At 63.3% G+C, this 22166-nt stretch carries 19 protein-coding genes; 10 read left to right on the forward strand and 9 right to left on the reverse strand.

The window, feature by feature from the left end; genetic code table 11:
* Nucleotides 1–173 precede the first annotated feature (173 nt).
* The 8 genes from OHL12_RS04355 (at nt 174) to OHL12_RS04390 (ending at nt 8849) form a co-directional block, all read left to right on the forward strand.
* Nucleotides 174–1193: a 4-hydroxy-3-methylbut-2-enyl diphosphate reductase gene (locus OHL12_RS04355; protein WP_263412608.1), complete on the forward strand. Its 1020-nt coding sequence runs from the start codon at nt 174–176 to the stop codon at nt 1191–1193.
* A gap of 62 nt (nt 1194–1255) precedes the next feature.
* Nucleotides 1256–3283, forward strand: coding sequence for a squalene--hopene cyclase (gene shc / locus OHL12_RS04360; RefSeq protein ID WP_263412609.1), 2028 nt, complete (start codon nt 1256–1258; stop codon nt 3281–3283).
* Between the two features lie 115 nt (nt 3284–3398).
* Nucleotides 3399–4550, forward strand: a complete 1152-nt coding sequence (gene hpnH, locus OHL12_RS04365) for an adenosyl-hopene transferase HpnH (protein ID WP_263412610.1) — start codon at nt 3399–3401, stop codon at nt 4548–4550.
* Between the two features lie 6 nt (nt 4551–4556).
* On the forward strand, nt 4557–5009 hold the full coding sequence (locus tag OHL12_RS04370) for a hypothetical protein (RefSeq protein ID WP_263412611.1): 453 nt from the start codon (nt 4557–4559) through the stop codon (nt 5007–5009).
* Between the two features lie 6 nt (nt 5010–5015).
* Entirely contained in the window at nt 5016–6020 is a 1005-nt protein-coding gene (gene hpnA, locus OHL12_RS04375) for a hopanoid-associated sugar epimerase (RefSeq protein WP_263412612.1), read from the forward strand.
* Nucleotides 6021–6062: 42 nt separating this feature from the next.
* On the forward strand, nt 6063–6773 hold the full coding sequence (locus tag OHL12_RS04380) for a phosphorylase family protein (protein WP_263412613.1): 711 nt from the start codon (nt 6063–6065) through the stop codon (nt 6771–6773).
* Nucleotides 6774–6805: 32 nt separating this feature from the next.
* A complete protein-coding gene (locus tag OHL12_RS04385; RefSeq protein WP_263412614.1) occupies nt 6806–7915 on the forward strand; it encodes a zinc-dependent dehydrogenase in 1110 nt (369 codons plus the stop codon).
* A gap of 16 nt (nt 7916–7931) precedes the next feature.
* A complete protein-coding gene (locus OHL12_RS04390) occupies nt 7932–8849 on the forward strand; it encodes a diacylglycerol/lipid kinase family protein (protein WP_263412615.1) in 918 nt (305 codons plus the stop codon).
* 345 nt (nt 8850–9194) lie between these two features.
* Here OHL12_RS04390 and OHL12_RS04395 read toward each other — a convergent pair whose 3' ends face one another.
* Both OHL12_RS04395 and OHL12_RS04400 read right to left on the reverse strand, forming a co-directional pair.
* A complete protein-coding gene (locus OHL12_RS04395) occupies nt 9195–10622 on the reverse strand; it encodes a sigma-54-dependent transcriptional regulator (protein WP_263412616.1) in 1428 nt (475 codons plus the stop codon).
* Nucleotides 10615–13596 (reverse strand): ATP-binding protein, encoded by a 2982-nt coding sequence (locus OHL12_RS04400; RefSeq protein WP_263412617.1) that lies wholly within the window; start codon nt 13594–13596, stop codon nt 10615–10617. Before OHL12_RS04400 ends, OHL12_RS04395 begins: the two co-directional genes overlap by 8 nt.
* A 296-nt stretch (nt 13597–13892) precedes the next feature.
* On the opposite strand from OHL12_RS04400, the gene OHL12_RS04405 reads away from it, so the two are divergent.
* On the forward strand, nt 13893–15146 hold the full coding sequence (locus OHL12_RS04405) for an aspartate aminotransferase family protein (protein WP_263412618.1): 1254 nt from the start codon (nt 13893–13895) through the stop codon (nt 15144–15146).
* On the opposite strand, the gene OHL12_RS04410 is transcribed toward OHL12_RS04405, so the two are convergent.
* From OHL12_RS04410 to hpt, 4 genes are all read right to left on the reverse strand, one after another.
* On the reverse strand, nt 15143–15808 hold the full coding sequence (locus tag OHL12_RS04410) for an alpha/beta hydrolase (protein WP_263412619.1): 666 nt from the start codon (nt 15806–15808) through the stop codon (nt 15143–15145). The genes OHL12_RS04405 and OHL12_RS04410 overlap by 4 nt on opposite strands.
* 85 nt (nt 15809–15893) lie before the next feature.
* A complete protein-coding gene (locus tag OHL12_RS04415) occupies nt 15894–17357 on the reverse strand; it encodes a UdgX family uracil-DNA binding protein (protein WP_263412620.1) in 1464 nt (487 codons plus the stop codon).
* Nucleotides 17354–18670 carry a putative DNA modification/repair radical SAM protein gene (locus OHL12_RS04420; RefSeq protein ID WP_263412621.1) on the reverse strand — a complete coding sequence of 439 codons (1317 nt, stop codon included), beginning with the start codon at nt 18668–18670 and terminating at the stop codon, nt 17354–17356. Before OHL12_RS04420 ends, OHL12_RS04415 begins: the two co-directional genes overlap by 4 nt.
* A gap of 168 nt (nt 18671–18838) precedes the next feature.
* Nucleotides 18839–19426, reverse strand: a complete 588-nt coding sequence (gene hpt / locus OHL12_RS04425) for a hypoxanthine phosphoribosyltransferase (RefSeq protein ID WP_263412622.1) — start codon at nt 19424–19426, stop codon at nt 18839–18841.
* A 70-nt stretch (nt 19427–19496) separates the two neighbouring features.
* On the opposite strand from hpt, the gene OHL12_RS04430 reads away from it, so the two are divergent.
* Complete coding sequence (locus OHL12_RS04430; protein WP_263412623.1) at nt 19497–20345, forward strand: prolipoprotein diacylglyceryl transferase; 849 nt, start codon at nt 19497–19499, stop codon at nt 20343–20345.
* A 6-nt stretch (nt 20346–20351) separates the two neighbouring features.
* Here the strand turns inward: OHL12_RS04430 and OHL12_RS04435 are convergent, their stop codons facing one another.
* From OHL12_RS04435 to OHL12_RS04445, 3 genes are all read right to left on the reverse strand, one after another.
* Nucleotides 20352–20975 (reverse strand): M48 family metalloprotease, encoded by a 624-nt coding sequence (locus OHL12_RS04435; RefSeq protein ID WP_263415071.1) that lies wholly within the window; start codon nt 20973–20975, stop codon nt 20352–20354.
* A 97-nt stretch (nt 20976–21072) separates the two neighbouring features.
* Complete coding sequence (locus OHL12_RS04440; protein WP_263412624.1) at nt 21073–21585, reverse strand: hypothetical protein; 513 nt, start codon at nt 21583–21585, stop codon at nt 21073–21075.
* A gap of 68 nt (nt 21586–21653) precedes the next feature.
* Nucleotides 21654–22154 carry a hypothetical protein gene (locus OHL12_RS04445; protein ID WP_263412625.1) on the reverse strand — a complete coding sequence of 167 codons (501 nt, stop codon included), beginning with the start codon at nt 22152–22154 and terminating at the stop codon, nt 21654–21656.
* Nucleotides 22155–22166 lie beyond the last annotated feature (12 nt).

Genomic DNA, 22166 nt, shown 5'->3' on the forward strand with positions numbered 1-22166 from the left:
ACACCATCAGCCTGGGCTGCGACTGCCCGCACACGGGCTGCAAAGGCCACCTGTAAACCTCTCATCAGGATCTCCGGACAGGTCTTCCTCACCCGCTCTGCCCGGAGACCCTGCACCGATTCAGGTGCGATTCGGCGTAGCTAGGACCTCTGCGGTCCGGTATACTGTTGACTGTGACGACACTAGCTGCTGACCCCCTCTTCGCCGAGGCGGAAGTTCCCGCCAACGATAGCCAGACCAAGCAGGTCCTCCTGCTCAAGCCGCGAGGCTTCTGCGCTGGCGTGGTGCGTGCCGTCGACATCGTAAAGATTGCGCTCGATACCTTCGGCGCTCCCATCTACGTCCGCAAAGAAATCGTGCATAACAGCTACGTTGTCGACGATCTGCGCCAGAAGGGTGCCATCTTCGTTAACGAACTGGACGAGGTTCCCGAAGGCCAGCGTGTGATCTACTCCGCACACGGCGTCTCGCCCGCGGTCCGCGATCGCGCCAAGGAGCGCGGCCTCAAAGTGATCGACGCCACCTGCCCCCTGGTCACCAAGGTTCACGTGGAAGCGATCAAGTTCGCCAAGCAGGGCTACTCGCTCGTTCTGGTCGGGCACCGCGACCACGAAGAGGTCGAAGGCACGCAGGGCGAAGCTCCTGACGTTACCCAGGTGGTCTCCACCGTCGAAGAAGTCGAAGCTCTGGTCGTCCCAGATCCCGACAAAGTCGCCTACCTCACGCAGACGACGCTTTCGCTCGACGAAGCGAAATACATGATCGACGCCCTCAAGCGCAAGTTCCCCAACATCGTCGGTCCCCACGCGCAGGACATTTGCTACGCCACGGAGAACCGCCAGACCGCGGTCAAGAACGTTGCGCACAATGCAGACGTGGTGCTCGTCGTTGGCTCCCGCAACAGCTCCAACTCCAATCGCCTGGTCGAAGTCTCCCTCAACCTCGGCACCAAGTCCTACCTGATCGACAAAGCGGAAGACATCCAGCCCGAATGGCTTGAGTCGGCTTCGCGCGTTGCCGTCACGGCCGGCGCCTCCGCTCCTGAGGTCCTGGTCCAGGAGGTTGTCGCCTACCTCCAGGCGCGTGGATTCGGATCGGCAAACGAGGTGGAAGTTATGCCGGAGAACGTCCGGTTCGGTTTGCCCCCGGAAATCGTTCAGGCAATCGCGTCGGCGCCGCGTCCCACAGTCTAGCTGCAACGCAGGAAGAAGCTCCTGCTCTGCTTCTTCTTGTGCCCGAGGTTCATCCCATCTTCATGTCGCTATCGCCTACATCCTCGAATCCGAATCAGGCTCCCACCCAGCCTCGATTCGGAAGGATCGACGTGGCTTTGGACGTCGTTCGCGGGAGCATCCAGCGATCGGTCCAGTGGCTCTTTGGCCAGCAGCACCCGGAAGGCTACTGGGTCGGCGAGCTAGAAGCCGACGTCATGCTCGAAGCCGACTACATCTTCATGCACAAGCTGCTGGGCACGGGCGATCCCGGTAAGCTTGAGCGTGCCGTCAATGAAATCCTGCGCCACCAGAACGCCGACGGCGGCTGGAGCCTCTACCCCGGCGGCCCGTCCAACATCAACTACGGCGTCAAGGCCTACCATGCGCTCAAGCTGATGGGCTGGAGCGCAGACCACCCCGTGCTCGTCAACGCCCGCAAATGGGTTCTGGCCAACGGCGGCGTCGTCGAGTGCAACACCTTCACCAAGATCTACCTGTGCGCCTTTGGGGAGTACGACTGGTCCGCCGTACCCGCTGTCCCGCCGGAGATCGTTCTTTTCCCGAACTGGTTCTACTTCAACATCTACGAGATCAGCTCGTGGTCCCGCGGCATTCTCGTTCCGCTGTCGATCATCTACGCCAAGAAGCCGCTGAAGCGCCTCTCGCCCGAGCAGGGCATCGGCGAACTTTTCGTGGGCGGCCGCGAGAACTCCAATCTGCACCCGCGCTGGGACAAGCAGAACAAGATCTCCTGGCGGAACTTCTTCCTCTTCTGGAATCGCATTGCGCAGTGGTACGAGCGCGTCCACATCCGGCCGCTCCGCCGCAAGGCGCTGAAGCGGGCAGAGCAGTGGATGCTCGAACGCTTTGAGGGATCCGACGGTCTCGGCGCCATCTACCCCGCCATGCTCAACGCCATCGTGGCTCTGCGTAGCATGGGCTACTCCTTCGACGATCCGCAGATGATCCGCGCGATGGACGAGTTCGAGAAGCTCGGCATCGACTGCCCGGAGGGCACGCCGGATTACCCGACGCCCACCTTCCGCATGCAGCCGTGCTTCTCGCCGGTGTGGGACACGGCACAGGTCGTTTCCTCTCTCGGAGATGCAGGCGTTTCCTCAACCGACCCTCGCATGGTCAAAGCCGCCGACTGGCTCCTCAGCAAGCAGGTGCTGCACAAAGGCGACTGGGCGGAGAAGGTGAAGAACGTCGCCCCGGGTGGCTGGGCCTTCTTCTTCAACAACATTCATTATCCCGATGTGGACGATACCGGCGAAGTCCTGCTGGCTCTCAAGTCCGTAGATCATCCGCAGGAGCGGCGCCAGCACGAGGCGGCGCAGCGCGCCATTGAATGGATCTTCGGCATGCAGTGCCGCAACGGTGGTTGGGCGTCCTTTGACCGCGACAACACCAAGATGATCTTCCAGTACATCCCCTTCGCCGATCACAACGCGATGCTGGACCCACCGACGGTCGACATCACCGGCCGCATTCTGGAGACGCTGGCCTCGTACGGCTACACCCGTCGCGATCCGCGCGTCGAAAAGGCCATCCAGTTCATCCGCAAGGAACAGGAGACGGACGGCAGTTGGTTCGGCCGCTGGGGCGTGAACTACCTCTACGGCACCTTCCTGGTCCTTCGCGGCCTGGAAGCCATGAACTTCGGCCACAACGAGCCTGAGGTGCAGCAGGCCGTCGAGTGGGTACGCTCCGTGCAGAACTCCGACGGCGGCTGGGGCGAGACCTGCGGCACCTACGACGATCCCTCGCAGCGCGGAGTCGGCGCCAGTACGCCTTCGCAAACTGCCTGGGCGCTACTCGCTCTTCTCGCGGGCGGCGACAACCGGTCCGACTCGGTCGCCAAGGGCGTGCGCTGGCTCACCGAGCGGCAGCAGGAAGACGGCTCCTGGAGCGAGCTCGTCCCCGGCCGCAACGGCGAAAGCTACTACACCGGAACCGGCTTCCCGCGCGTCTTCTACCTTGGCTACCACCTGTACAAGCAGTATTTCCCTCTGCTCGCGCTCAGCACCTACCAGCGCAGCATGACCAACGAGGCCTCGGAAGCCTGATCGAAGAACCCGGTGCCACCGTCGGAAACCTGTTCCGCCCTTGGCACCTGTTCCGCTTCGTCCCTTGGCACAGCAGTCGCCCTGGGCGAAACTAGAGCAAAAGGAGCAAGCAAGCATGGCAGTACCAGTCGCACAGGCGTGGACAGTCGCAACCTACGTTCTGAAGCAGAAGCTGAAGGGCCGCAAGCGCTATCCGCTCGTGCTCATGCTCGAGCCGCTCTTTCGCTGCAACCTGGCCTGCGCCGGCTGCGGCAAGATCCAGTACCCAGCCCACATCCTCAAGGCCGAGCTGACGCCCGAGGAGTGCTTCCGCGCTGTAGAAGAGTGCGGCACGCCCATGGTCAGCATCCCCGGCGGCGAGCCCCTGTTGCACCCGCGCATGCCCGAGATCGTCCAGGGCCTGGTCGACCGTAAAAAGTACGTCTACATGTGCACCAACGCTCTCCTGCTCAAGGAGAAGCTGCACCTGTTCAAGCCGTCCAAGTACCTCAGCTTCTCCGTGCACGTCGACGGCGAGCGCGAGCACCACGACTTCGGCGTCTGCCGAGAAGGCGGGTACGACATCGCCATGGAAGGCGTGCGCGCCGCAGTCGCCGCCGGCTTCCGCGTCACCACCAACACCACGCTGTTCGACGGCGCCGATCCGCACTCCGTCCGCCGCCACTTCGACCAGCTCATGGACGCCGGCGTCGACTCCATGATGGTCTCGCCCGGCTACACCTACGACAAGGCGCCCGACCAGAAGCACTTCCTCGGCCGCGCCCGCTCCCGGCGCCTCTTCCGCGCTCTGCTGTCGAACCGCAAGAAGCGGTGGCAATTCAACGCCAGCCCCATGTTCCTCGAGTTCCTCATGGGCAAGCGCGAACTCACCTGCACGCCCTGGGGCATGCCCACCTTCTCGATCTTCGGCTGGCAGAAGCCCTGCTACCTGCTCCAGGACGGCTACGCCGACACCTTCCAGGAACTCATGGACGAGGTCGAGTGGTCCAACTACGGCACGGAAAGCGGCAACCCGCGCTGCGCCAACTGCATGGTTCACTCCGGCTACGAAGCCAGCGGCGTCAACTACACCTTCGGCTCGCTCAAGGGCTTCGTCGCCACCGCCAAGGCATTCTTCAATTGGCAGTACAAGGACGACGACGCGGCCAAGCTGCTGAACGACTGGCAACCCACAAGCCACGGCCCCCTCGTCCAGATCGGCACGCCGGTTATCTCCAAGGCTTCTGCCATTGAGAACCACGACACCACCGCCGTGGTCGGGAGCTAACAACTGATGGCGACCGAACAGCAGGAGCACCTGAAGATTGAACAACTGCAGCACGAGACGCCCGACACGCAGGAAGTGGCGGCAGGCCGCGAGCGCGAAAACCTGGAGGGCTGGATACCGGCCCTCGCCACCGACGCCGAAACCCGCGAGGCCCTCGAAAAAGCCTTCGACTACCGCGGCGACGTCACGCTCACTCTGCGCTCCGGCGAAGCTCTCGAAGGCTACATCTTCGATCGCAAGCAGGGCCGCTCGCTCACCGATTCGCTCGTCCGCATCATTCCCAGCAAGGGCGAGCAGCGCACCCGCCGCAGCATCCCGTACAGCGAAATCGCCGCGCTCAACTTCAGCGGCCGCGACACCGCCGCCGGCCGCACCTTCGAGGCCTGGGTCAAGAAGTACTGGGAAAAGAAGGCCGCCGGCGAGAAGAACATCCAGATCGAGCCGGAAAAGCTAGACTAGCTGTCCATGCAGGTCTTTCTCACCGGCGCAACCGGCTTCGTCGGGAGCCACGTCGCCCGCACCTACAGCGACGCCGGGGCGCAGCTTCGCCTCCTCACGCGCTCCACCAGCAACCTTGCCGCTCTCGAAGGTCTCCGTGCAGACGCCGTGCAGGGCGATCTCCGCAGCCCCGAAAGCCTGCGCTCCGCCCTCCGTGGTTGCGACGCCCTCGTCCACGTCGCCGCCGACTACCGCCTCTGGGTGCCCGATCCCGCGGACATGTACAAGGCCAACGTCGACGGCACCCGCGACCTGCTCCGCATTGCGCGCGAGGAGGGCGTCCGCAGAGTCGTCTACACCTCCAGCGTCGCGACCATGGGCTTCCGCAAGGACACCACCATCGTCGACGAGCAGTCACCCGTCTCCGAAGCCGACATGATCGGCCACTACAAGCGTTCCAAGTGGCTCGCCGAGCAGGAGGCGATCGCCGCCGCACGCGCCGGCCAGTACGTGATGATCCTCAATCCGACCACGCCCATCGGCCCTGGCGACCGCAAACCCACCCCGACCGGCCGCATCATCGTCGACTTCCTCAACGGCAAGTTCCCGGCCTACGTTGACACAGGCCTCAACCTCGTCGACGTCGACGAAGTCGCGCGCATGCACCTCGTCGCGCTCGACCGTGGCACGCCCGGCGAACGCTACATCCTTGGCGGCGAGAATCTCACGCTCAAGCAAATCCTCGACAAGATGGCCGCCATCTCCGGCCTGCCATCGCCAAGCATGAAAGTTCCGCACGCCGTCGCCATGGCCTTCGCCTTCTTCGACGAGACGATCACTGGCAAGCTGCGCGGCAAGGAACCACGCGCCACCGTCGAGGCCGTCCGCATGGGCCGCAAATACATGTTCGCCTCATCCGCCAAAGCCGAGCGCGATCTCGGCTTCCAGGTCCGGCCCGTCTACAAGGCCCTGCGCGCGGCCATGGACTGGTTCGTCGCGAACGGGTATGCACCCGCATTTCCGCAAGCCTGAAACATGCTCCGCCGGCAGGGAAGACCGAAGCTCATCGAACGCATGGAACCCCAACGCAATCCCGCCGTCGTCATCATCGCCGCCATGCCCGGCGAGATAGCACCGCTCGTCCGCTCCTGGGCTGCGCTCGCCACGGTCGACGGCGTCGCCGGTTACCAGCACCCGTCCAACACCATCTTCGCCTTCCACGCCGGCATGGGCGCGCGCCATGCCACCCGCGCCTTTGCTCGCGCCCAGCAGGTCTGCGAGGTACGCGCCGTCTTCTCCGTGGGCTGGGTCGGCGGCCTGGTCGAATCCGCGCACGCCGGCAATGTGCTCCGCGCGGACGCCGTCCGCGACCTCGCCACCGGTGAAGTCTTTCGCTGCACGCCGTCCGAGTGGGCCAGCCACGGCACCCTCCTGACCGCCCGCCAAGTCGCGGCCCGGGAGCACAAGCTGGAACTGGCTACCCGCTACCCCGACGCCCGTATGGTCGACATGGAAGCCGCGACCCTCGCCCGCCTGGCCGCCGCGCACAACCTTCCATTCCGCTGCGTCAAGGCCGTCTCCGACGCGCTCATCGACAACCTGCCCGACCTGAACCCGTTTGTGCGGGAAGACGGAACCTTCGCGCAGGCCAGCTTCGCTCTCCACGTGGCTCTGCGCCCACGCCACTGGTCCGACGTCGCCCGCTTCGGCAAACAGGCAAAGCTCGCCGCAGCGAACCTTTGCGACTCGCTCGCCGGTGAGCTCGGCATCGAAAAGCCACGCTAACCCGTCTGCGCGCAATCAGCGAAAATAGATCCATGCCGTCCGCAACTGCCGAAGCTCCCAGCACCACCACCAGCATCATCCCAGCCACTATGCAGGCCGCGGTCTATCGCGCCGTCAACGACGTCCGTGTTGAGACCGTTCCCGTGCCGGAGATCGGCCCGGGCGAAGTCCTGCTCCGCATCGACACCTGCGGCATCTGCGGCACGGACCTCAAGAAGATCCACACCGGCTCTCACTCGGCACCGCGCATCTTCGGGCATGAGATGGCCGGCATCGTCGCCGCCGTGGGAGAGGGCGTTCAAGGCTGGGCGGTAGGCGACCGCGCCATGGCCTTCCACCACATCCCCTGTGGCGAGTGCTACTACTGCCGCAAGCAGACATTTGCCCAGTGCGAGACGTACAAGAAGGTCGGCACCACCGCCGGGTTCACGCCCTCCGGTGGCGGCTTCGCCGAGTACATCCGCGTCATGGACTGGATCGTCGGTAAGGGCCTCGTCAAGGTCCCAGCCGATATTCCGTTCGAGCAGGCCGCCTGGATCGAACCGGTGAATACCTGCTACAAAGCCGTCGATCTGCTTCACCTGGAGCCGGACGAGACAGTGCTCGTCATCGGCCAGGGCCCCATCGGCATACTGCTGGCGGCACTCGCAAAGCGCACCGGCGCTACCGTGCTCACCAGTGATCTCTACCCCGAACGCCACGCGGTTGCCGCAACCTACGGCCTTGATCGTCCACTCGACGCGACTTCCGACGTGGTCGCAGCCTGCAAAGCCGCCACCGAAGGCCGCGGCGCCGATGTAGCCCTGCTCGCGGTCGGTGCCAACAGCCTCATCACTACCGCCATGAACGCCATCCGCCCCGGCGGCCGCGTCTGTCTTTTCGCTCAAACTCAGCACGGCGAAGCGCCCTTCGATCCGGCCGCCGTCTGCATGGACGAGAAGACCCTAATGGGCAGCTACAGCTCCTCCGTCGCCATCCAGGACGAAGCCATCGACCTCGTCTTCCAGGGCTACCGCGACGGCACCTTCGACCTCACCCGTCTCATCTCGCACCGCTTCCCGCTCAGCGAAAGTGTCGCCGCCATCGATCTCGCCAGCAACCCACAGCCCGACTCGATGAAGATCGTCATCCAGAACCGCTAACGCGCCTCGCGATCGAATGCTGCCGTCGAAGCTCCTCTACAACCCGGCAGCAGGCAGGCAGCGCGAGCGGCGATCACACGTCGTGCAAGGTGTAATCGCCACGTTGCGATCACAAGGCTTCCATGTAGAGTCCGAAGCCACTCGCGCGAAAGGCAGCGGTGCGCAGCAGGCGGCAGACGCCGTGCGGCAGGGTGCTGCAGCCGTCTTCGCCTGCGGGGGAGACGGCACCGTGCACGACGTCCTGCAGGGCATCGCCGGCACAGGCGCATCACTTGGCATCATCCCGTGCGGCTCAGCCAACGCTCTGGCGCAGGAACTGCGTATTCCCAGCGATCCGTTGCGAGCCGCCACCCTCTTGCACCCGCAGCATTCCATCCAGCTACGCACCATGGCGGTGCATCGCGGCGACCTTCCAACGCTCTACTCGCTCTGCATGGCAGGAGCAGGGCCGGACGGTCTGCTGATGTATCGCATGCTCACCGTCAACCGCGGCGGTCTGGGCCGATGGCGCTACTACGAGCACGCACTCCGCCTCTTCTGCTCCCATCGCTTCCCGAAGTTTCAGGTCGAGGTGCAGCAGTCCGACGGCAGCAGGGCAGAGCACACTGTCGTCAGCGCCATGGGGCTTCGCATCGGTGACCTGCAGGGCATCTTCCGCGGCATAGGCCGCGGTGCATCCATTCACGACCCCTCGCTCCACGTCATCCTCGTCGCCCCACCCGCCAGACTCACCCTGCCCCTCTGGTTCGTTCTGGCCTGGCTAGGCCTGGCCCGCCTGCATCCCGGCATAACCATCTGCAAGGCTCAGGCACTGGTCACACAGGAGACCGTTCCGCTGCAGGTCGACGGCGAATGGGCCGGCCACGTAATTACCGCCGTTACCATGGCTGGACCGCTACAGCGCGTCCTGACACCAGCACCTGTTCAGGCATGACCGCCCGTCTTCAGGCATGACCGTTCGTCCACTTTGCACGTGCGCTAATCCGTCCGCCATGAGAAATCCCTGTCAAGCCCTCATCGCTTCCATCCCGTGCAGAATGAGGCACTTAGACATGGCACCCTATTTCGGCCAAAACCGTACAATTGGAGAAGTGGTGTTTCCCGCAAGCGGACGTGGCGGCACAACTCGCACGCCTTGCGTATCTGATTGCAGCGTAGAAACTTGCGCGTAAGTTCTTACCATGGAAGAACTTAGCGCCTCGCATCGCGGTAAGTCTCGCCACAACAAGAACTTAGCTCAACCCACCCGGGGGGAGGCAGAAGCACTCCGCACAGCGGTCTAGTGCTGGCCGCGCTTCTTCACTTCCACATTCAACCGCTTGATCTTCTGGTTCAGCGTCGACAACGGGATTTTGAAGAACTCCGCGGTCTCGGTCTGATTCCAGTTACAGCGCTCCAACCGGTCCGCAACAATGCGCCGCTCGATCTCTTCCATGATGTCGAACAGGGAAGTATCCGACCGCTGCTCCAGCAACGCCGCGCTGTAAGGATTGCCGGAAAGCTGCTGCGGCAACACATCCAGCCCGATGACCGGCGTGGTGGAAAGCACCATGCCGCGCTCCATCGCATTCTCCAACTCACGAACGTTGCCAGGCCACTCGTAATCCATCATGGCGCGCATCGCGTCGTTCGACAGTGTGCGCACGGGCATCTCGTTCTCTTCGGCGAAACGCTTGAGAAAGTGCGCGGCCAGCAGTGGAATGTCTTCCTTGCGAGCACGCAGCGGCGGCAGGTCCAGGTTGATGACCGACAGACGGTAGTACAAATCTTCGCGGAAGCGACCGTCCTTCACCGCCTGCTGTAAGTCAACATTGGTGGCAGCCACGATCCGAACGTCAACCGCGATCTCCTGCGTGCCGCCGACCTGCATGAAGCGCCGCTCCTGCAGAGCGCGCAGGATCTTCGCCTGGGTCTCCATCGGCATGGTGCCGATCTCGTCCAGAAAAAGCGTGCCGCCATTCGCGACTTCGAAGAGCCCTTTCTTCGCTGCGATCGCAGAGGTGAATGCACCCTTCACGTGGCCGAAGAGCGTCGATTCGAGCAGGTCCACCGGCACAGCACCCGTGTTGATCGCGACGAACTGCTTGTCGCGCCGCGGCGAGTTCAAGTGGATGGCTTTGGCGATCAGCTCCTTGCCGGTGCCGCTCTCGCCTTGAATCAAGACCGTGGAGCGCGAAGGCGCCACCTGCGCGACGATGTCCAGCAGCCGCGTCATCGCGTCGCTCTTGCCGATGATGTTCTCGAACGAGTAGCGCTGCTTGAGGGTCCGCTTGAGCTGAACCACCTCTTCTTCGGACCGGTGCCGGGCGATGGCGGACCGGATGTCTGCCAGCAGCTTCTCGTTGTCCCAAGGCTTCTGAACGAAGTTCTCGGCGCCAGCCCGCAATGCATCCACCACGTTGCCGACGGTTCCGTAGGCGGTGATCATGATGACCGGCAGCTCAGGCCGCAGACGCTTGATGCGCGGCAAGAGGTCGATGCCGCTGTCACCTGGCAGCGCCAAGTCCAGCAGCAGCAAATCGAACTGTCGCGAGGCGAGCAGATCCAGACCGCTGCGGCCTTCCGATGCCATCTCCACGCTGAAGCCTTCCAGCGTGAGCAGGGTTTCCAGCGAGTCGCGGATGCCGGGCTCGTCGTCGATGATCAGAACGTGGCCGTTGACGAGGTCTTGTGCGATTGCTGGCGTCTCCAGCGCCGCTTCAGGCATGAACCGCACCGGCGCTTACGTCATCAGTTTCGAAGGTCTGCATGCTTGTTCTTTGGACGTCACCAGAGTCGTCGCGTGACCCTGCGGGCCGCAAAATCGGCAGCACCAGGCGGAAGGCTGTACCCTGGCCGACCTCGCTCTCCACCTGAATGCGGCCGCCGTGCTCCTGCACAATGCCGTAAGACACCGCCAAGCCAAGACCCGTGCCCTTGTGCTGGCCTGGTTTCGGCGTGTTCTTGGTGGTGAAGAACGGATCGTAGATGCGATGGAGATGTTCCGGCGCAATGCCGCCGCCCGTATCGCGCACGGTGAGAACAATGTCGTCACCCGCTGTCTCGGTTGAGACAAACAGGTCGGTGCCGCCGTTCTCGATCATGGCGTCCTTCGCATTCAGCACGAGGTTGAGCACCACCTGCTGCAGCTTGCCGTGGCTGCCACGAATGCGCGGCAGAGGCTCAGCGAGCGCTGTGTGCACCTGCAGCCGCGCCGTGCGAAGCTGGTGATCCAGTAGTGTGAGCGTCTCGCGTGCGACGGCGTTCAGGTCGAGCGCAATCATCTCACTTCCGGTCGCCCGCGAGAAATTCAACAAGCCGTTCACGATCTCTGACGCCCGGAAGGTCTGCTGCGTAATCTTTTCCAGCACCGGACGCAGGCGCTGTGCGGTGGGATCGTCGCCGCGGGCCTGCTTCTGCAGCATTTGCGCGTAGCTGCTGATGACTGCGAGTGGCGTGTTCACCTCGTGCGCTACGCCGGCGGCGAGCAGACCGATCGACGATAGCTTTTCAGCCTGCGTCAGCTGCGACTCCAGTTGGGTCCGCTCTGTGATGTCTTCGACCAGGACGATCGAACCGACGGACACGAAGTCGCGGGTCAGCAGGGGAGCGATGGCAAGATTGGCGGTGCGGACTTCACCGGTGCGCAAGGGCAGCTTCACCTTGGACAGGTGATGCGTTCCCGTCTGGCGATGCAGGTGTTCGAACTCGGCCACAAACTCCGCGGGGAAGATCTCCGAGATATGCCGGCCGAGCGCCTCCGCGCGCGACATGGCATACATCACTTCCATTTCGGCGTTCCAGCTCTCTACGCGGTCATCCAGGTCCAGGGCAAAGATGCCGACCTTGATCGACTCGACGATGTTCTCGTTGAATTCCTTGAGCCGTTCGAACTCGGCGCGCTGCACTTCCAGTGAAGCGAAGAGCTGCGCATTCTGGATCGCGATACCGATGTAGCCAGCCAGCGACTCAAGGAGTTCCATGTCTTCGGAGGAAAGAAAATCACCCTCGCGCGTGCGACCCAGCCCGATCACGGCGATGGTCCGGGCGGGACGGTCCGCCTCGCCAATGCGACACGGCAAGTAGTAGTTCAGATCGAGCTGGCGCGACAGGCGCTGATCGTCCTCGGAAAGGTGCGGCAACTGTGCCGCGTTCTCAAAGAAGAGATGGCCCTGTGTGTTGAGCGAACCGAACTGCAGAAATGAGGCGGCGCTGGTTTGATGCGGTAGAGCAGCCAGCGCATCGGGGGAGAAGCCGTGCGACGCGGCGAGCCGGAACGTGTCGACAGGAGCGCCTGCACCTGCTTGCTGCGACGCTGCGGGTGCAATGAAGAGGGCGACTCGCTCCACCAGCAGAGCCTGCGACAGGCGATCCACGATCGTGCGGGCCAGCGTCTCCGGGTCGGTCTGCGACGAAAGTCCCCGGCTGAACTCAATCAGCGTCTCGCGATAATCGAAGCGCTTCTGATCAAATACGCGGTCGACGCGTGCCTGGATGGCGGCCTTGATCGGCTCAAAAATTAGCGCGGTCGCGATAATGGCGGCAAGCAGACCCCAGATGCGCAGGTTTGGCAGACGTGCATGCACCACCTCGGCGGAGATGCCCACGATCGCGAAATAGACGCCGACCAGGGCCGCGGTCGCCAAAGTGTAGGTCACGCCCCGCTTGAAGATCAGGTCTGTGTCCATCAACCGGTAGCGGACGATCGCCCAGGCAAACGTCAGTGGCAGGAAGATGAGTGCAAACGTCGCAAGCTTTGCCGCAGCCGGGAAAATCGGCCACGAAAGTAAAAAGGGGATGGCGTAAACGGTCGTGAACGGAACCACGGACAGCAGCGTTCCGCGGCTGAGCCACTTCAACTGCTGCCGTTCCAACGCGGCGTTGGTCGCGCGGTACCGCTGCCAGAACACGATCGCAGCGATTACGTAGTACAGCGCCTGGTAGCCGACATCGATCTGATCCAGCCGATGCTGCAGTCGCTGGGTCGCAACCAGCTCCTGCATGGCCCACACCTTCAATGCGATCAGAGCTATGCCCGGGATGTAGAGCAGCACTGCGCCGAGCCGGCGCAATGCCGAGATGCGGGCCTGCCCGAACGTAATCGCGAAATGCAAAAAGAGGGCTGGTTGCAGAGCGGCCGCTACCGCATTGCCCCAGAAGAACGTCCAGTCCAGGCCGTCAAACTGCCCGACGGACTTGAACGCGTAGAACACGCCCGAGACTAGGCAGAACACATAGAAGTGGGTCGCCTTCGGAGCCGTCCACCGCCGGAACAGAACGTACAGTCCTATCGCGAGGTATACAAGCGCGATGAGGCGCAGGCCCTGGTTGCGAGTGCGGTCCGTCGGCTCCAGGATGACCTTGAGGCCGAACTGCTGACCACCGCGCTGCAGGGTATAGCTGATGCTGCCGTACACACCGGAGCGCGCCATCTCCCGCATGAGCGGGGCAACGGTCGGGGTGGGCCGGGAGTTTGCCGCGACCAGCAGGTCACCGGTGCGAACGCCTTCACGCTGGGCAGGCGAGTCGGCCGGAACGCGGTCGGCACGCAGGCCACCGTCGACCTCCATCCACCAAACGCCGTCGGTAGGCACGTCGTACCCGGACTCGCGGACATAATTCAGCGCACCCAGAACACAGATCACCAACGTCGCGACGGCGAGCACAATGGCGAGGATCCGGTTTTGTGCGGCTCTGTCCATCCGCTCCGTACGACTCCGATCATGGTGAGTCTCTGCGTCTGTGACTCTGCTGGGTGCCCTGTGACTACGAAGATGCACGTGAGTGGCCAAACCGGCCGGCTTCGTCACACCCGGAAACTTCGTGCTTTGTCCTTCCAGCCTACTGCACTCCCTTCGGTGCGGCCCAGAGGCGGCATCTCGCCTTCCAGAAACGGGAATGCGTCTACAACAAACCGTAGCTGACTTGGTTCGGGTTGGCCCGTTCGGGGCCGAATAGCTGCTTGACCAGTGCTTGCAACTCCTGTCCACTGGTAGAAATGAATCTTTTTCACCAGAACAGCGATGCTGAGCGCATGCTGGAGCGCGATCGCGAGTGGCTGTTGCCCGTGTACGCCCGCTTTCCGATCGTCATGGAGCGCGGGGAAGGCGTGTACCTGTTCGATACATCCGGCAACCGCTATTTGGACATGATGGCTGGCCTGGGTGTGAACGCCCTGGGGCACGCGCATCCTCGCATGGTTCGGGCTACGGCGGACCAGGCGAGGATGCTGGTGCACCTGTCGCCACAGTACTGCACTCCCTACGCCGGCGAGCTGGCGGAACGTCTGTGCGCGTTGTCGGGCATGGAGGGCGTGTTCTACTCCACCGGCGGATCGGAAGCGGTGGAAGGTGCAATCAAGGTCGCGCGGGCATACGCTGCGGAGGCATTCGGACCGCACAAGCACCGGATCGTCTCCCTGCTGGGCTCGTATCATGGCCGCACGCTCGGATCTCTGGCAGTCACCGGCCAAACAAAGTACCGCGATAACTTCGGGCCAGACCTGCCCGGCGTTGATTTTGTGGTGCGGGACGATCTGGCATCGCTGCAGGCTGCGGTCTCCGACGAAACCTGCTGCATCCTGATTGAGACGGTGCTGGGCGAAGGCGGCGTGTACGAGGTTTCGCCGGAGTTCCTGGCCGAGGCGCGACGCCTCGCGGATAAGCACCACGCCTTGCTGGTGCTGGACGAAATTCAATGCGGGCTGGGCCGCACGGGTGACTGGTTCGCCTTTCCACGAATCGGTGTGAAGCCGGATGTTCTGATCCTGGGCAAGCCGCTGGGTGGTGGCATCCCGCTTTCCGCCCTGCTTGTCACCGGCCCGCTATTCCACGCGCTCGGCCTGGGCAAGCACGGCTCCACACTGGGCGGCTCGCCGATGGCTTGCCGGCTTGGTCTGGAGTTCCTGTCCGTCGTGGAAGACGAAGGTTTGCTGGCCCGCGTCACCGATACCGGTGCCTACCTGCGGACTCACTTGGATGGGCTGGCGCGCGAGCTGGACATTGCAATGGAAGCGCGGGGTATCGGGCTAATCCAAGGCCTGGAACTCAGCATCCCGGGTCGTCCGATTGCGGAAAGCGCGCTGGAGCAGGGCCTGATGCTCAACTTCGTGCAGGGCAACGTGATGCGGTTTCTGCCCAGCTTCCTGCTGGAGCGGCAGCACGTGGACACCGCCATGGAGATCATCCGGCCGTTGCTGCACAAGGCGAATCGCGAGGCAAAGGCAGAGCAGCCGGAGCTCGTCGCGCGCTAACTGCCCAGGAAGGTGGAGCGCACCCAGGTGCGTACCGCTTCCTGCATCTGCGGCAGCTTGGGCGCTGGAGATCCGGGAACGCCCATGAAGAAGTGCTCCGCTCCCGCGATCCAATGCATTTCGATCGGCGGCGGAGCCTGCCGCATCACCTCTTCCATGCGCTCGCGCGGCGCAAAGGCGTCCTCCGCGCCTGTGACCAGCAGCTTCGGCTGCGTGCACTTACTCACGAATTCGTAGCTGTAATTCCGCCCGCCGGCTTCCAGCGGCATGCCGAGACCGATGAGGCCGCGAACGCGGGAGTCGCCACAGCCTGCGCGCCAGCTTACGTTGGCGCCGAAGGAGAAACCGGCAAGCAGGATCGGAAGTTGCAGCGTCCGGTCGATCCACTCCAGCGCCGCCCGCACGTCGTCCACCTCGCCCCGGCCGTCGTCGTAGGTACCCTCGCTGACGCCGACCCCGCGAAAGTTGAAGCGCAGCGTCGGAATGCCGAGCGACTCGAACACCTTCATCGTCTGGTACACCGCGCGGGTATGCATGGTGCCGCCTGAGGGCGGATGCGGGTGACAGACCAACGCAGCGTACGCACTTGTGTCCAGGCCCTCGTTCAGCACGGCCTCCAGCCGTCCCGCGGGACCACGAAGGTCTTCAATGGTTCGGATCACAGTAGTTCCATCGTACTTGGCCGGGTTCGCAAATCAGGCTCGCTCGTCGTGGGCGTTGAGTTGTCCCGTTCAACGGAGCACTCGATCAGGCGGCACCCAGGTACTGTCGAGCCAGCATCAGGTCGTCGCGCAGGTGACGATACAACTGCTCGCGGGCAGCGTCATCACGTCCGCGCAGCACGGCCGAAGGATGAATCGTCGCCATCACCTGCTCGGCGAAGTTCGCCTGCATCAGCTTGCCGCGGTCCCGCATGAGCGCGAAGGTGCCGCCCAGTAGCGACTTGGCCGCGCTGGCGCCAAGCGCCACCACCAGCTTGGGCTTCAGTGCGTCCAGTTCGGCCATGAGCCATGGCTTGCAGGCAGTGATCTCGCTCATCCGCGGGTTCTGGTGCAGCCGCAGCTTGCCGCGCTGCACGAACTTGAAGTGCTTTACCGCATTGGTCATGTAGACAGCGTCAGGATCCACACCAGCTTCTGCGAGAGCTTTCCGCAGGACGCCGCCAGCAGGGCCGACGAAGGGCTCGCCGCGCTTGTCCTCCTGGTCGCCCGGCTGTTCGCCCACGAGCACAAGGTCGGCGGTCACTGGTCCGCGGCCCGGCACCACCTGGATGGCGTGCTCGTACAGGTCGCAGCCGCGGCAGGTAGGCAAGGCCGCCTGGATCACAGGGAGCGTGTGCTCGTGCGGAACGAACGGAGCCGCGCTCGGCTTGCCGCCCTGTTTTGAGATCATGCTTTCCACTCTGCCCTCCGCCGCCTGCAAGAGAGAGGGAAGCAGTTCCACCTCCGGCAGGTTGTTCCAGTACTTCACCGGCATGTGGCTGCGCATCCCCTCGGGATTCAGACGGGCCGGGTTGAAGATGCTGCCGTAGTAGCTCTTCCACAACGTTTCGAGTTCGTCCCCGGCAGGCGCGTGTGTGCGGTCGAGTGGCGGACCGAACTGCAACTGATGCAACTCGGGATCCCAGTAGGCCGAACCGTCCGGCGTCAAGATGGACCAGCGCATCACGGCGAATCGTTCCGCGAAGAAGGGTGCAGCCAGTTCTAAGATGCGATGCGCCGGCTCGTACCAGGCGATGAACTCCTCGCCGCGCTCGCCCTCGATGCGGCGGAAGCGAACGAAAGCGTGCATCTTGTGCTCGTCGCGCTTCACTTGCTGCACCAGGCGCAGCATCGCACTTACGTCGTGGTCCACCTCAATGCGCATCAGGTCACGATTCGACTGGAGCCGCCACAACAGCCGATACAGCAGGTTCCAGCGCTGCGGGTCACGGTGGTAGCTGGCAAGTTTGGCGCGATCGAGAAAGGCTCGAGGAACATGCGGCCGCTCCTGCGACATCTCGGCGTAGGGGCCGTCCAGTGCACTCGCGTCGGTCTGCACCGCTCCGAACAGGTCGTCGGCCTGGGCGGCGACCGTGGCGTCTGCGAGGTCGATGCTGTCCGGCTCCAGCCCACGCAGAAGAGCCTTACGCGCGAGCTCGCGCCACGCATCGAAACTGGGCGGCACCGTCACGCGTGTCACGCGCTCCGCCAGCGCGTGAAGCAGACTCACAGCACACCCGTAGCCGCGGACTGAGCGGCGGCGGCAAACAGGTCCATCTGCTGCGCCGCAACCAAGCCAGCAAGGGGCTGGGCAGGCGGTAGGGCCGCAAACTCCGCGTCGGATGTCTCGCGATCTGTCTGCTCCGTGGTGAAGGGAAGCGTAGCCACAGGCAAGTGGTCCGTGGTGACGACGAACTCGAGCACGTCTTTCATGCGCACGTGCAGCTTGCGCAGGTCCTCCATGGAAAGCTTGTGATAGCGGCGAATGCGCAGGATGCGGTCCACATTGTGGTAGCCCAGACCCGGCACTCGCAGCAGAGCTTCGCGCGTCCCTGCGTTGACGTCGACCGGAAAAAACTCGGGATGGCGGCGCGCCCAAGCCAGCTTCGGATCGATCGCCAGATTCAACTCCGGGTCGCTTTCCGGAGCGATCTCGTCGGCGGCAAAGCCATAAAAGCGCATCAGCCAATCTGCCTGGTACAGCCTGTGTTCCCGCATGCGCGGCGTGGCCTGCAGGGGCAGTCGCGTGTCCGCCTCAGGGTACGGCGAGAATCCCGTGTAGTAGACCCGGCGCAACTTGTATCCGCCGTACAGGGTGCTCGCGCGCTGGATGATGTCGCGATCGGTGGCCGGCGTGGCGCCGATGACCATCTGAGTACTCTGGCCCGCGGGCGCAAATTTGGGAGCGCTGGGCAGCTTGCGGCGGTCCTCGTCAACCTCCGCCTTGCGATCGGCGATCTGGCCCATGGTGCCTTCGATCACCGTCGCCTTTTTCTCCGGTGCAAGCTGTACCAGGTCGTCCTGCGTCGGCAGTTCGATGTTGGCGCTCAGGCGGTCGGCGTACAGGCCGGCATCGTCGATCAGGCGCTGCGCACATCCGGGAATCGCCTTGATGTGGATGTATCCGCCGAAATGGTGCACCAGGCGCAGCGTCTTCGCCACCTGCACCAATTGCTCCATGGTGTAGTCCGGAGACTGGATGATGCCGGACGAGAGGAACAGGCCCTCGATGTAATTCCGCTTGTAAAAATCGAGAGTCAGCGTGACGACTTCTTCCACGGAGAAACGCGCGCGGCGTATGTCGCTCGAAACGCGATTCACGCAAAATACGCAATCGTACGTGCAGAAGTTCGTCAGCAGAATCTTCAAGAGGCTGACGCAGCGTCCATCCGGCGTGTAGCTGTGACAGATGCCCGTTCCGTCCGAGTGCCCCACACCCTTGCCGTTGCTCGCGCGGGTGGCGCCGGAACTGGCGCACGATGCGTCGTACTTCGCCGCGTCGGCCAAAATCTCGAGCTTTTGCCGCACCGTAAGCGAGGGCATCCAACCTCTATCGTAAGCGAAGAGGAGGCGAAACTGTACTCACCTCGTCTGGGAGGTGTGATGCCACAAACACGCACGGTGACTTCGGCCACTCAGGCACAGTTCCGCCAAAATAGCGCGGTTGCACAGGCGCTTCCGACCGTGCTCTGCGGCTAACGGAAGCCGATCCTAAGCCATTTCTTCGGGGAACAGCCGGATATCCACAACGTTGCGATACTTCTCGGCGAAGTCCATACCGTAGCCGATGACGAACCGGTTTGGGATCGAGAAGCAGACATAGTCCGCTTCAATCGGCACCAAACGCCGTTCCGGCTTGTCGAGGCAGGTCGCGATCTTCAGGCTGGCGGGCTTGTGCTGCAGCATCATCTTGCGCAGGTAGCTCAGCGTCAGGCCGGTATCCAGAATGTCTTCGACCACAATGACGTGCTTGCCCTCGATGGGCACGTCCAAATCCTTGATCAACTTGACCGCACCGGTCGAAGTTTTCCCTTTGCCATAGCTGGAGACCGCCACGAAATCGAAGGTGTTATCGACCGCGATGGCCCGAGCCAAGTCCGCCAGGAAGATTGCCGCGCCCTTGAGCACCCCAACCAGCACAATGCTTTCGCCGGCGTAGTCGCGGCTGATCTCCGCGCCCAGGGCTTGCACGCGCGCGTGAATCTCCTGCTCGGAGAAGAGAACTTCGCACTGCGACGCCGGGATGAACGTGGGAGTGCGGGGTTCGACCGGCTCGGCTGCGGAATCGCTGGTAGACATCCCCTAAGCCTAAACGCGAGCGCGTGCGCCAACAACCTCCGAAACAGCGAACGTATACTTCACAAGGCGCATGTTTCCCTATATCCACATCGGCTCGTTTTCGCTCGGCACCTTTGGACTCTTCATGTGGCTGGCCGGTGTAGCGGGTGTGGTGGTCCTGCAACGCAACATGAGCCGCAACCTGATCAAGGCCGATGCGGTGGTGGTTGTGGCCACCTCCATGATCGCCGGTATTTTTGGCGCCAAACTGTGGCACGAACTGCAGCAGCCGCTTGAGTTCGGACGCGACTTGCACTCCATCATCTTGCCCGGCTGGTCCCACCCGGTAGAGATCCTAGGGAACTTTCTGCAGTGGTTTCGCGCCGGCTTTGCATGGTACGGCGGCCTGCTGTTTGGCCTTGGTTCGCTGCTGTGGCAGGGGCGCTCGCTGCGCATCGGACCGTTGCGGATGCTGGACCTCGCCGCACCTGCCGCGGCACTCGGCTACGGCATCGGGCGAATTGGCTGCCTCACCTCTGGTGACGGCGACTACGGCATCAACACAACGCATCCGTGGGGCGTTCACATCCACGACGACGCTCTCGATCCGCCACGGCCAAATCCGCCTGGACTACTGGTGGAGCCGACACCGCTCTACGAGCTTCTGTTTGGTCTGGCTTTAGCGGTGTACCTGTGGATCCGCGGGCGCAAGCAACTGCCAATCGGCCAGATCACGGGCGAATACCTTGTGCTCAGCGGGATCGGCCGTTTCCTGGTCGAGTTCATCCGTCGCAACGACCGCCTCTACTTCGGCATGACCAACGCGCAGGTCGCGGCTCTGCTCACGATCGCAGCGGGCTTGGCCATGATCGCCTACGCCCGAAAGCGCGGCATTGTGCCGGTGCCTCCAGCGGTGGAGACCTCTCCCGCCGCAGTCTGAGCACAGCTAGAGCAGCTTCAAAAACGCCTTCGCTTCCTGTAGCTGCGGGAACAGCCGTTCTTCCGCTTGAAACTCACGCGAGTGGACGCAACGCCGCCCAGCCTTGACCCGCACCGGGTGCTTCAGGTGCAGCATCTCGTGGTACATCAGGTACTCGATCGCGTAACGTGGCACCCGAGGGCCATCGAACACCCGGCTGATCATGATCGTGTTGTGCGCCGCGTCATAGTGGCCCAGCAGGCGGCGGGCCGCGTGATGACTCCAGGTGAGAATCGGCCGGCCAAGCAGGCCGAAGAAGAACTGCCGGTTCACGGATTCGAAGATCTCGTTCAGGTCGTAGTACCGGCCCACGGCAGTGGTGATCTGCTTGCGCCCGCGGGTCTGGCGCGCCTGCTCCGTCTGCCGCAGAACGGCCTCGCTCTGGGTGTAAACGCGGTAGCGGTGCGCGTGCGATCGCTCGATCGGTTTGCGGTACAGCTTGGCCAGCAGGATGTGCGCAATGGCCTCATGCACGCTGGCCGGCGCGGCCTGGAGCAGGTCGCTCAGACGCACGATGAGCTGACCTTCCCGCAGCCGGATCGTCGTGTTGAGCGATACAAAGCGTCGGAACCGGATGTCGAAGGGCGGCATGGGCGCACGCGGCCGCAGATCGCGATAGGCCGCGGCAAACACCGTGTGCAGTTCAGGCGGAGCAACCACGGTTTCAGGATACCGACGCGGACTTGTGCTAGTGATCGCGGCGGTGTGGCGTTTCTTTCTCCACCTCGTACTGATCGGGCTCGGGAGCCTTGGACGGCGGGTGCTCCTTGAAGTACTGGGTCTGTTCCGGCAGCAACTTAGCCGCGTCTTCCTTCACGTCCGCCACGGCCTCCAGGGCCAGGGTTCGCGCCAGCTTGTACTGCTCGTTTTCCGGCGGCTGGCGGAGGATACTCTGCCAACGCTCGGTGGCGGAGAGCAGCTTTGGCAGCGACTTGCGCAGATCACGGTGAGCCGACGCGTACTCATCCAGGTTGTCCTCCAACTCATTCACGATGCCGCTGACTTCGTCCATGTTCTGGTGAATGTCCTTCGCCCGACCCTGCGCGCGAACGTCGGTGAGGACGCGCTGAATACGTTCCATGCGGGCATCTATCAGCTTCTGGAACACCAGCACACGCCCGGCTGGGTCCATCGCGGCGTCTCGCAACTGCTCGACTTCTGCCTCGGATAGATCGGCTCGGCCGCGTTGTGCTTGCGCCACAGGAATAGAAGTGGCCGCGAGAAGCCAAGCGAGCGCTGCGATCCGTGCTCTCGTGCGAGCGCCCATGGCTACTTGGAGAAAATCATCGCGAGCAATGCGGTCTGCGCGGCGTCCAGGCGCTTCAGGGCCGATTGCACGTGCGGCTTCGCGTCCATGCCTGCCGCGCGGACCATGTCGCTCAGCCGGCGATGGGTCATGTGCAGCAGCAGCTCGGTTTTCTTGAGGCTTTTGCTCTGCTGCAGGTTGTTTTCCATCTTTGCCGTGCAGGCTTCCATTCGCTCCAGCGTGGCCTCGGCCTCTTCTACTTCGCCGTCCGCAAGCTGCTTTCCGGCGAGGACGCTCATTTTGTCCGCCAGATCGGCGTAGAGAAATGCCTGCTCCCGTGCGTTTGCAGAGAGCGCCCGCTGCTCGAGTTCGGTCAACAGATGTGCATCAACGACTTCCACGCCGGACTCAGCCGTGGCCGGTCTGGAAGCCACGCAGCACCCCACCAGCACCGTACACGAGACGGCGACCCGGAACCCGGCTTGAACGCGCTTCCATTGTGTCGGAACCTTCATCACGTGCATCGCAGACCTCCC

The sequence above is a fragment of the Terriglobus aquaticus genome (assembly GCF_025685415.1).
Classification (GTDB): domain Bacteria; phylum Acidobacteriota; class Terriglobia; order Terriglobales; family Acidobacteriaceae; genus Terriglobus; species Terriglobus aquaticus.

Excerpts from the sequence above, each read along its gene's own strand:
- OHL12_RS04390 (WP_263412615.1), top strand. The coding sequence starts at position 7,932 with ATGCTGCCGTCGAAGCTCCTCTACAACCCGGCAGCAGGCAGGCAGCGC.
- hpnH (WP_263412610.1), top strand. The coding sequence starts at position 3,399 with ATGGCAGTACCAGTCGCACAGGCGTGGACAGTCGCAACCTACGTTCTG.
- OHL12_RS04420 (WP_263412621.1), bottom strand. The coding sequence starts at position 18,670 with ATGCCCTCGCTTACGGTGCGGCAAAAGCTCGAGATTTTGGCCGACGCG.
- OHL12_RS04385 (WP_263412614.1), top strand. The coding sequence starts at position 6,806 with ATGCCGTCCGCAACTGCCGAAGCTCCCAGCACCACCACCAGCATCATC.
- OHL12_RS04435 (WP_263415071.1), bottom strand. The coding sequence starts at position 20,975 with ATGCCGCCCTTCGACATCCGGTTCCGACGCTTTGTATCGCTCAACACG.
- OHL12_RS04445 (WP_263412625.1), bottom strand. The coding sequence starts at position 22,154 with ATGCACGTGATGAAGGTTCCGACACAATGGAAGCGCGTTCAAGCCGGG.
- OHL12_RS04380 (WP_263412613.1), top strand. The coding sequence starts at position 6,063 with ATGGAACCCCAACGCAATCCCGCCGTCGTCATCATCGCCGCCATGCCC.
- OHL12_RS04395 (WP_263412616.1), bottom strand. The coding sequence starts at position 10,622 with ATGCCTGAAGCGGCGCTGGAGACGCCAGCAATCGCACAAGACCTCGTC.
- OHL12_RS04370 (WP_263412611.1), top strand. The coding sequence starts at position 4,557 with ATGGCGACCGAACAGCAGGAGCACCTGAAGATTGAACAACTGCAGCAC.
- hpnA (WP_263412612.1), top strand. The coding sequence starts at position 5,016 with ATGCAGGTCTTTCTCACCGGCGCAACCGGCTTCGTCGGGAGCCACGTC.
- OHL12_RS04400 (WP_263412617.1), bottom strand. The coding sequence starts at position 13,596 with ATGGACAGAGCCGCACAAAACCGGATCCTCGCCATTGTGCTCGCCGTC.
- OHL12_RS04405 (WP_263412618.1), top strand. The coding sequence starts at position 13,893 with ATGAATCTTTTTCACCAGAACAGCGATGCTGAGCGCATGCTGGAGCGC.
- hpt (WP_263412622.1), bottom strand. The coding sequence starts at position 19,426 with ATGTCTACCAGCGATTCCGCAGCCGAGCCGGTCGAACCCCGCACTCCC.
- OHL12_RS04430 (WP_263412623.1), top strand. The coding sequence starts at position 19,497 with ATGTTTCCCTATATCCACATCGGCTCGTTTTCGCTCGGCACCTTTGGA.
- shc (WP_263412609.1), top strand. The coding sequence starts at position 1,256 with ATGTCGCTATCGCCTACATCCTCGAATCCGAATCAGGCTCCCACCCAG.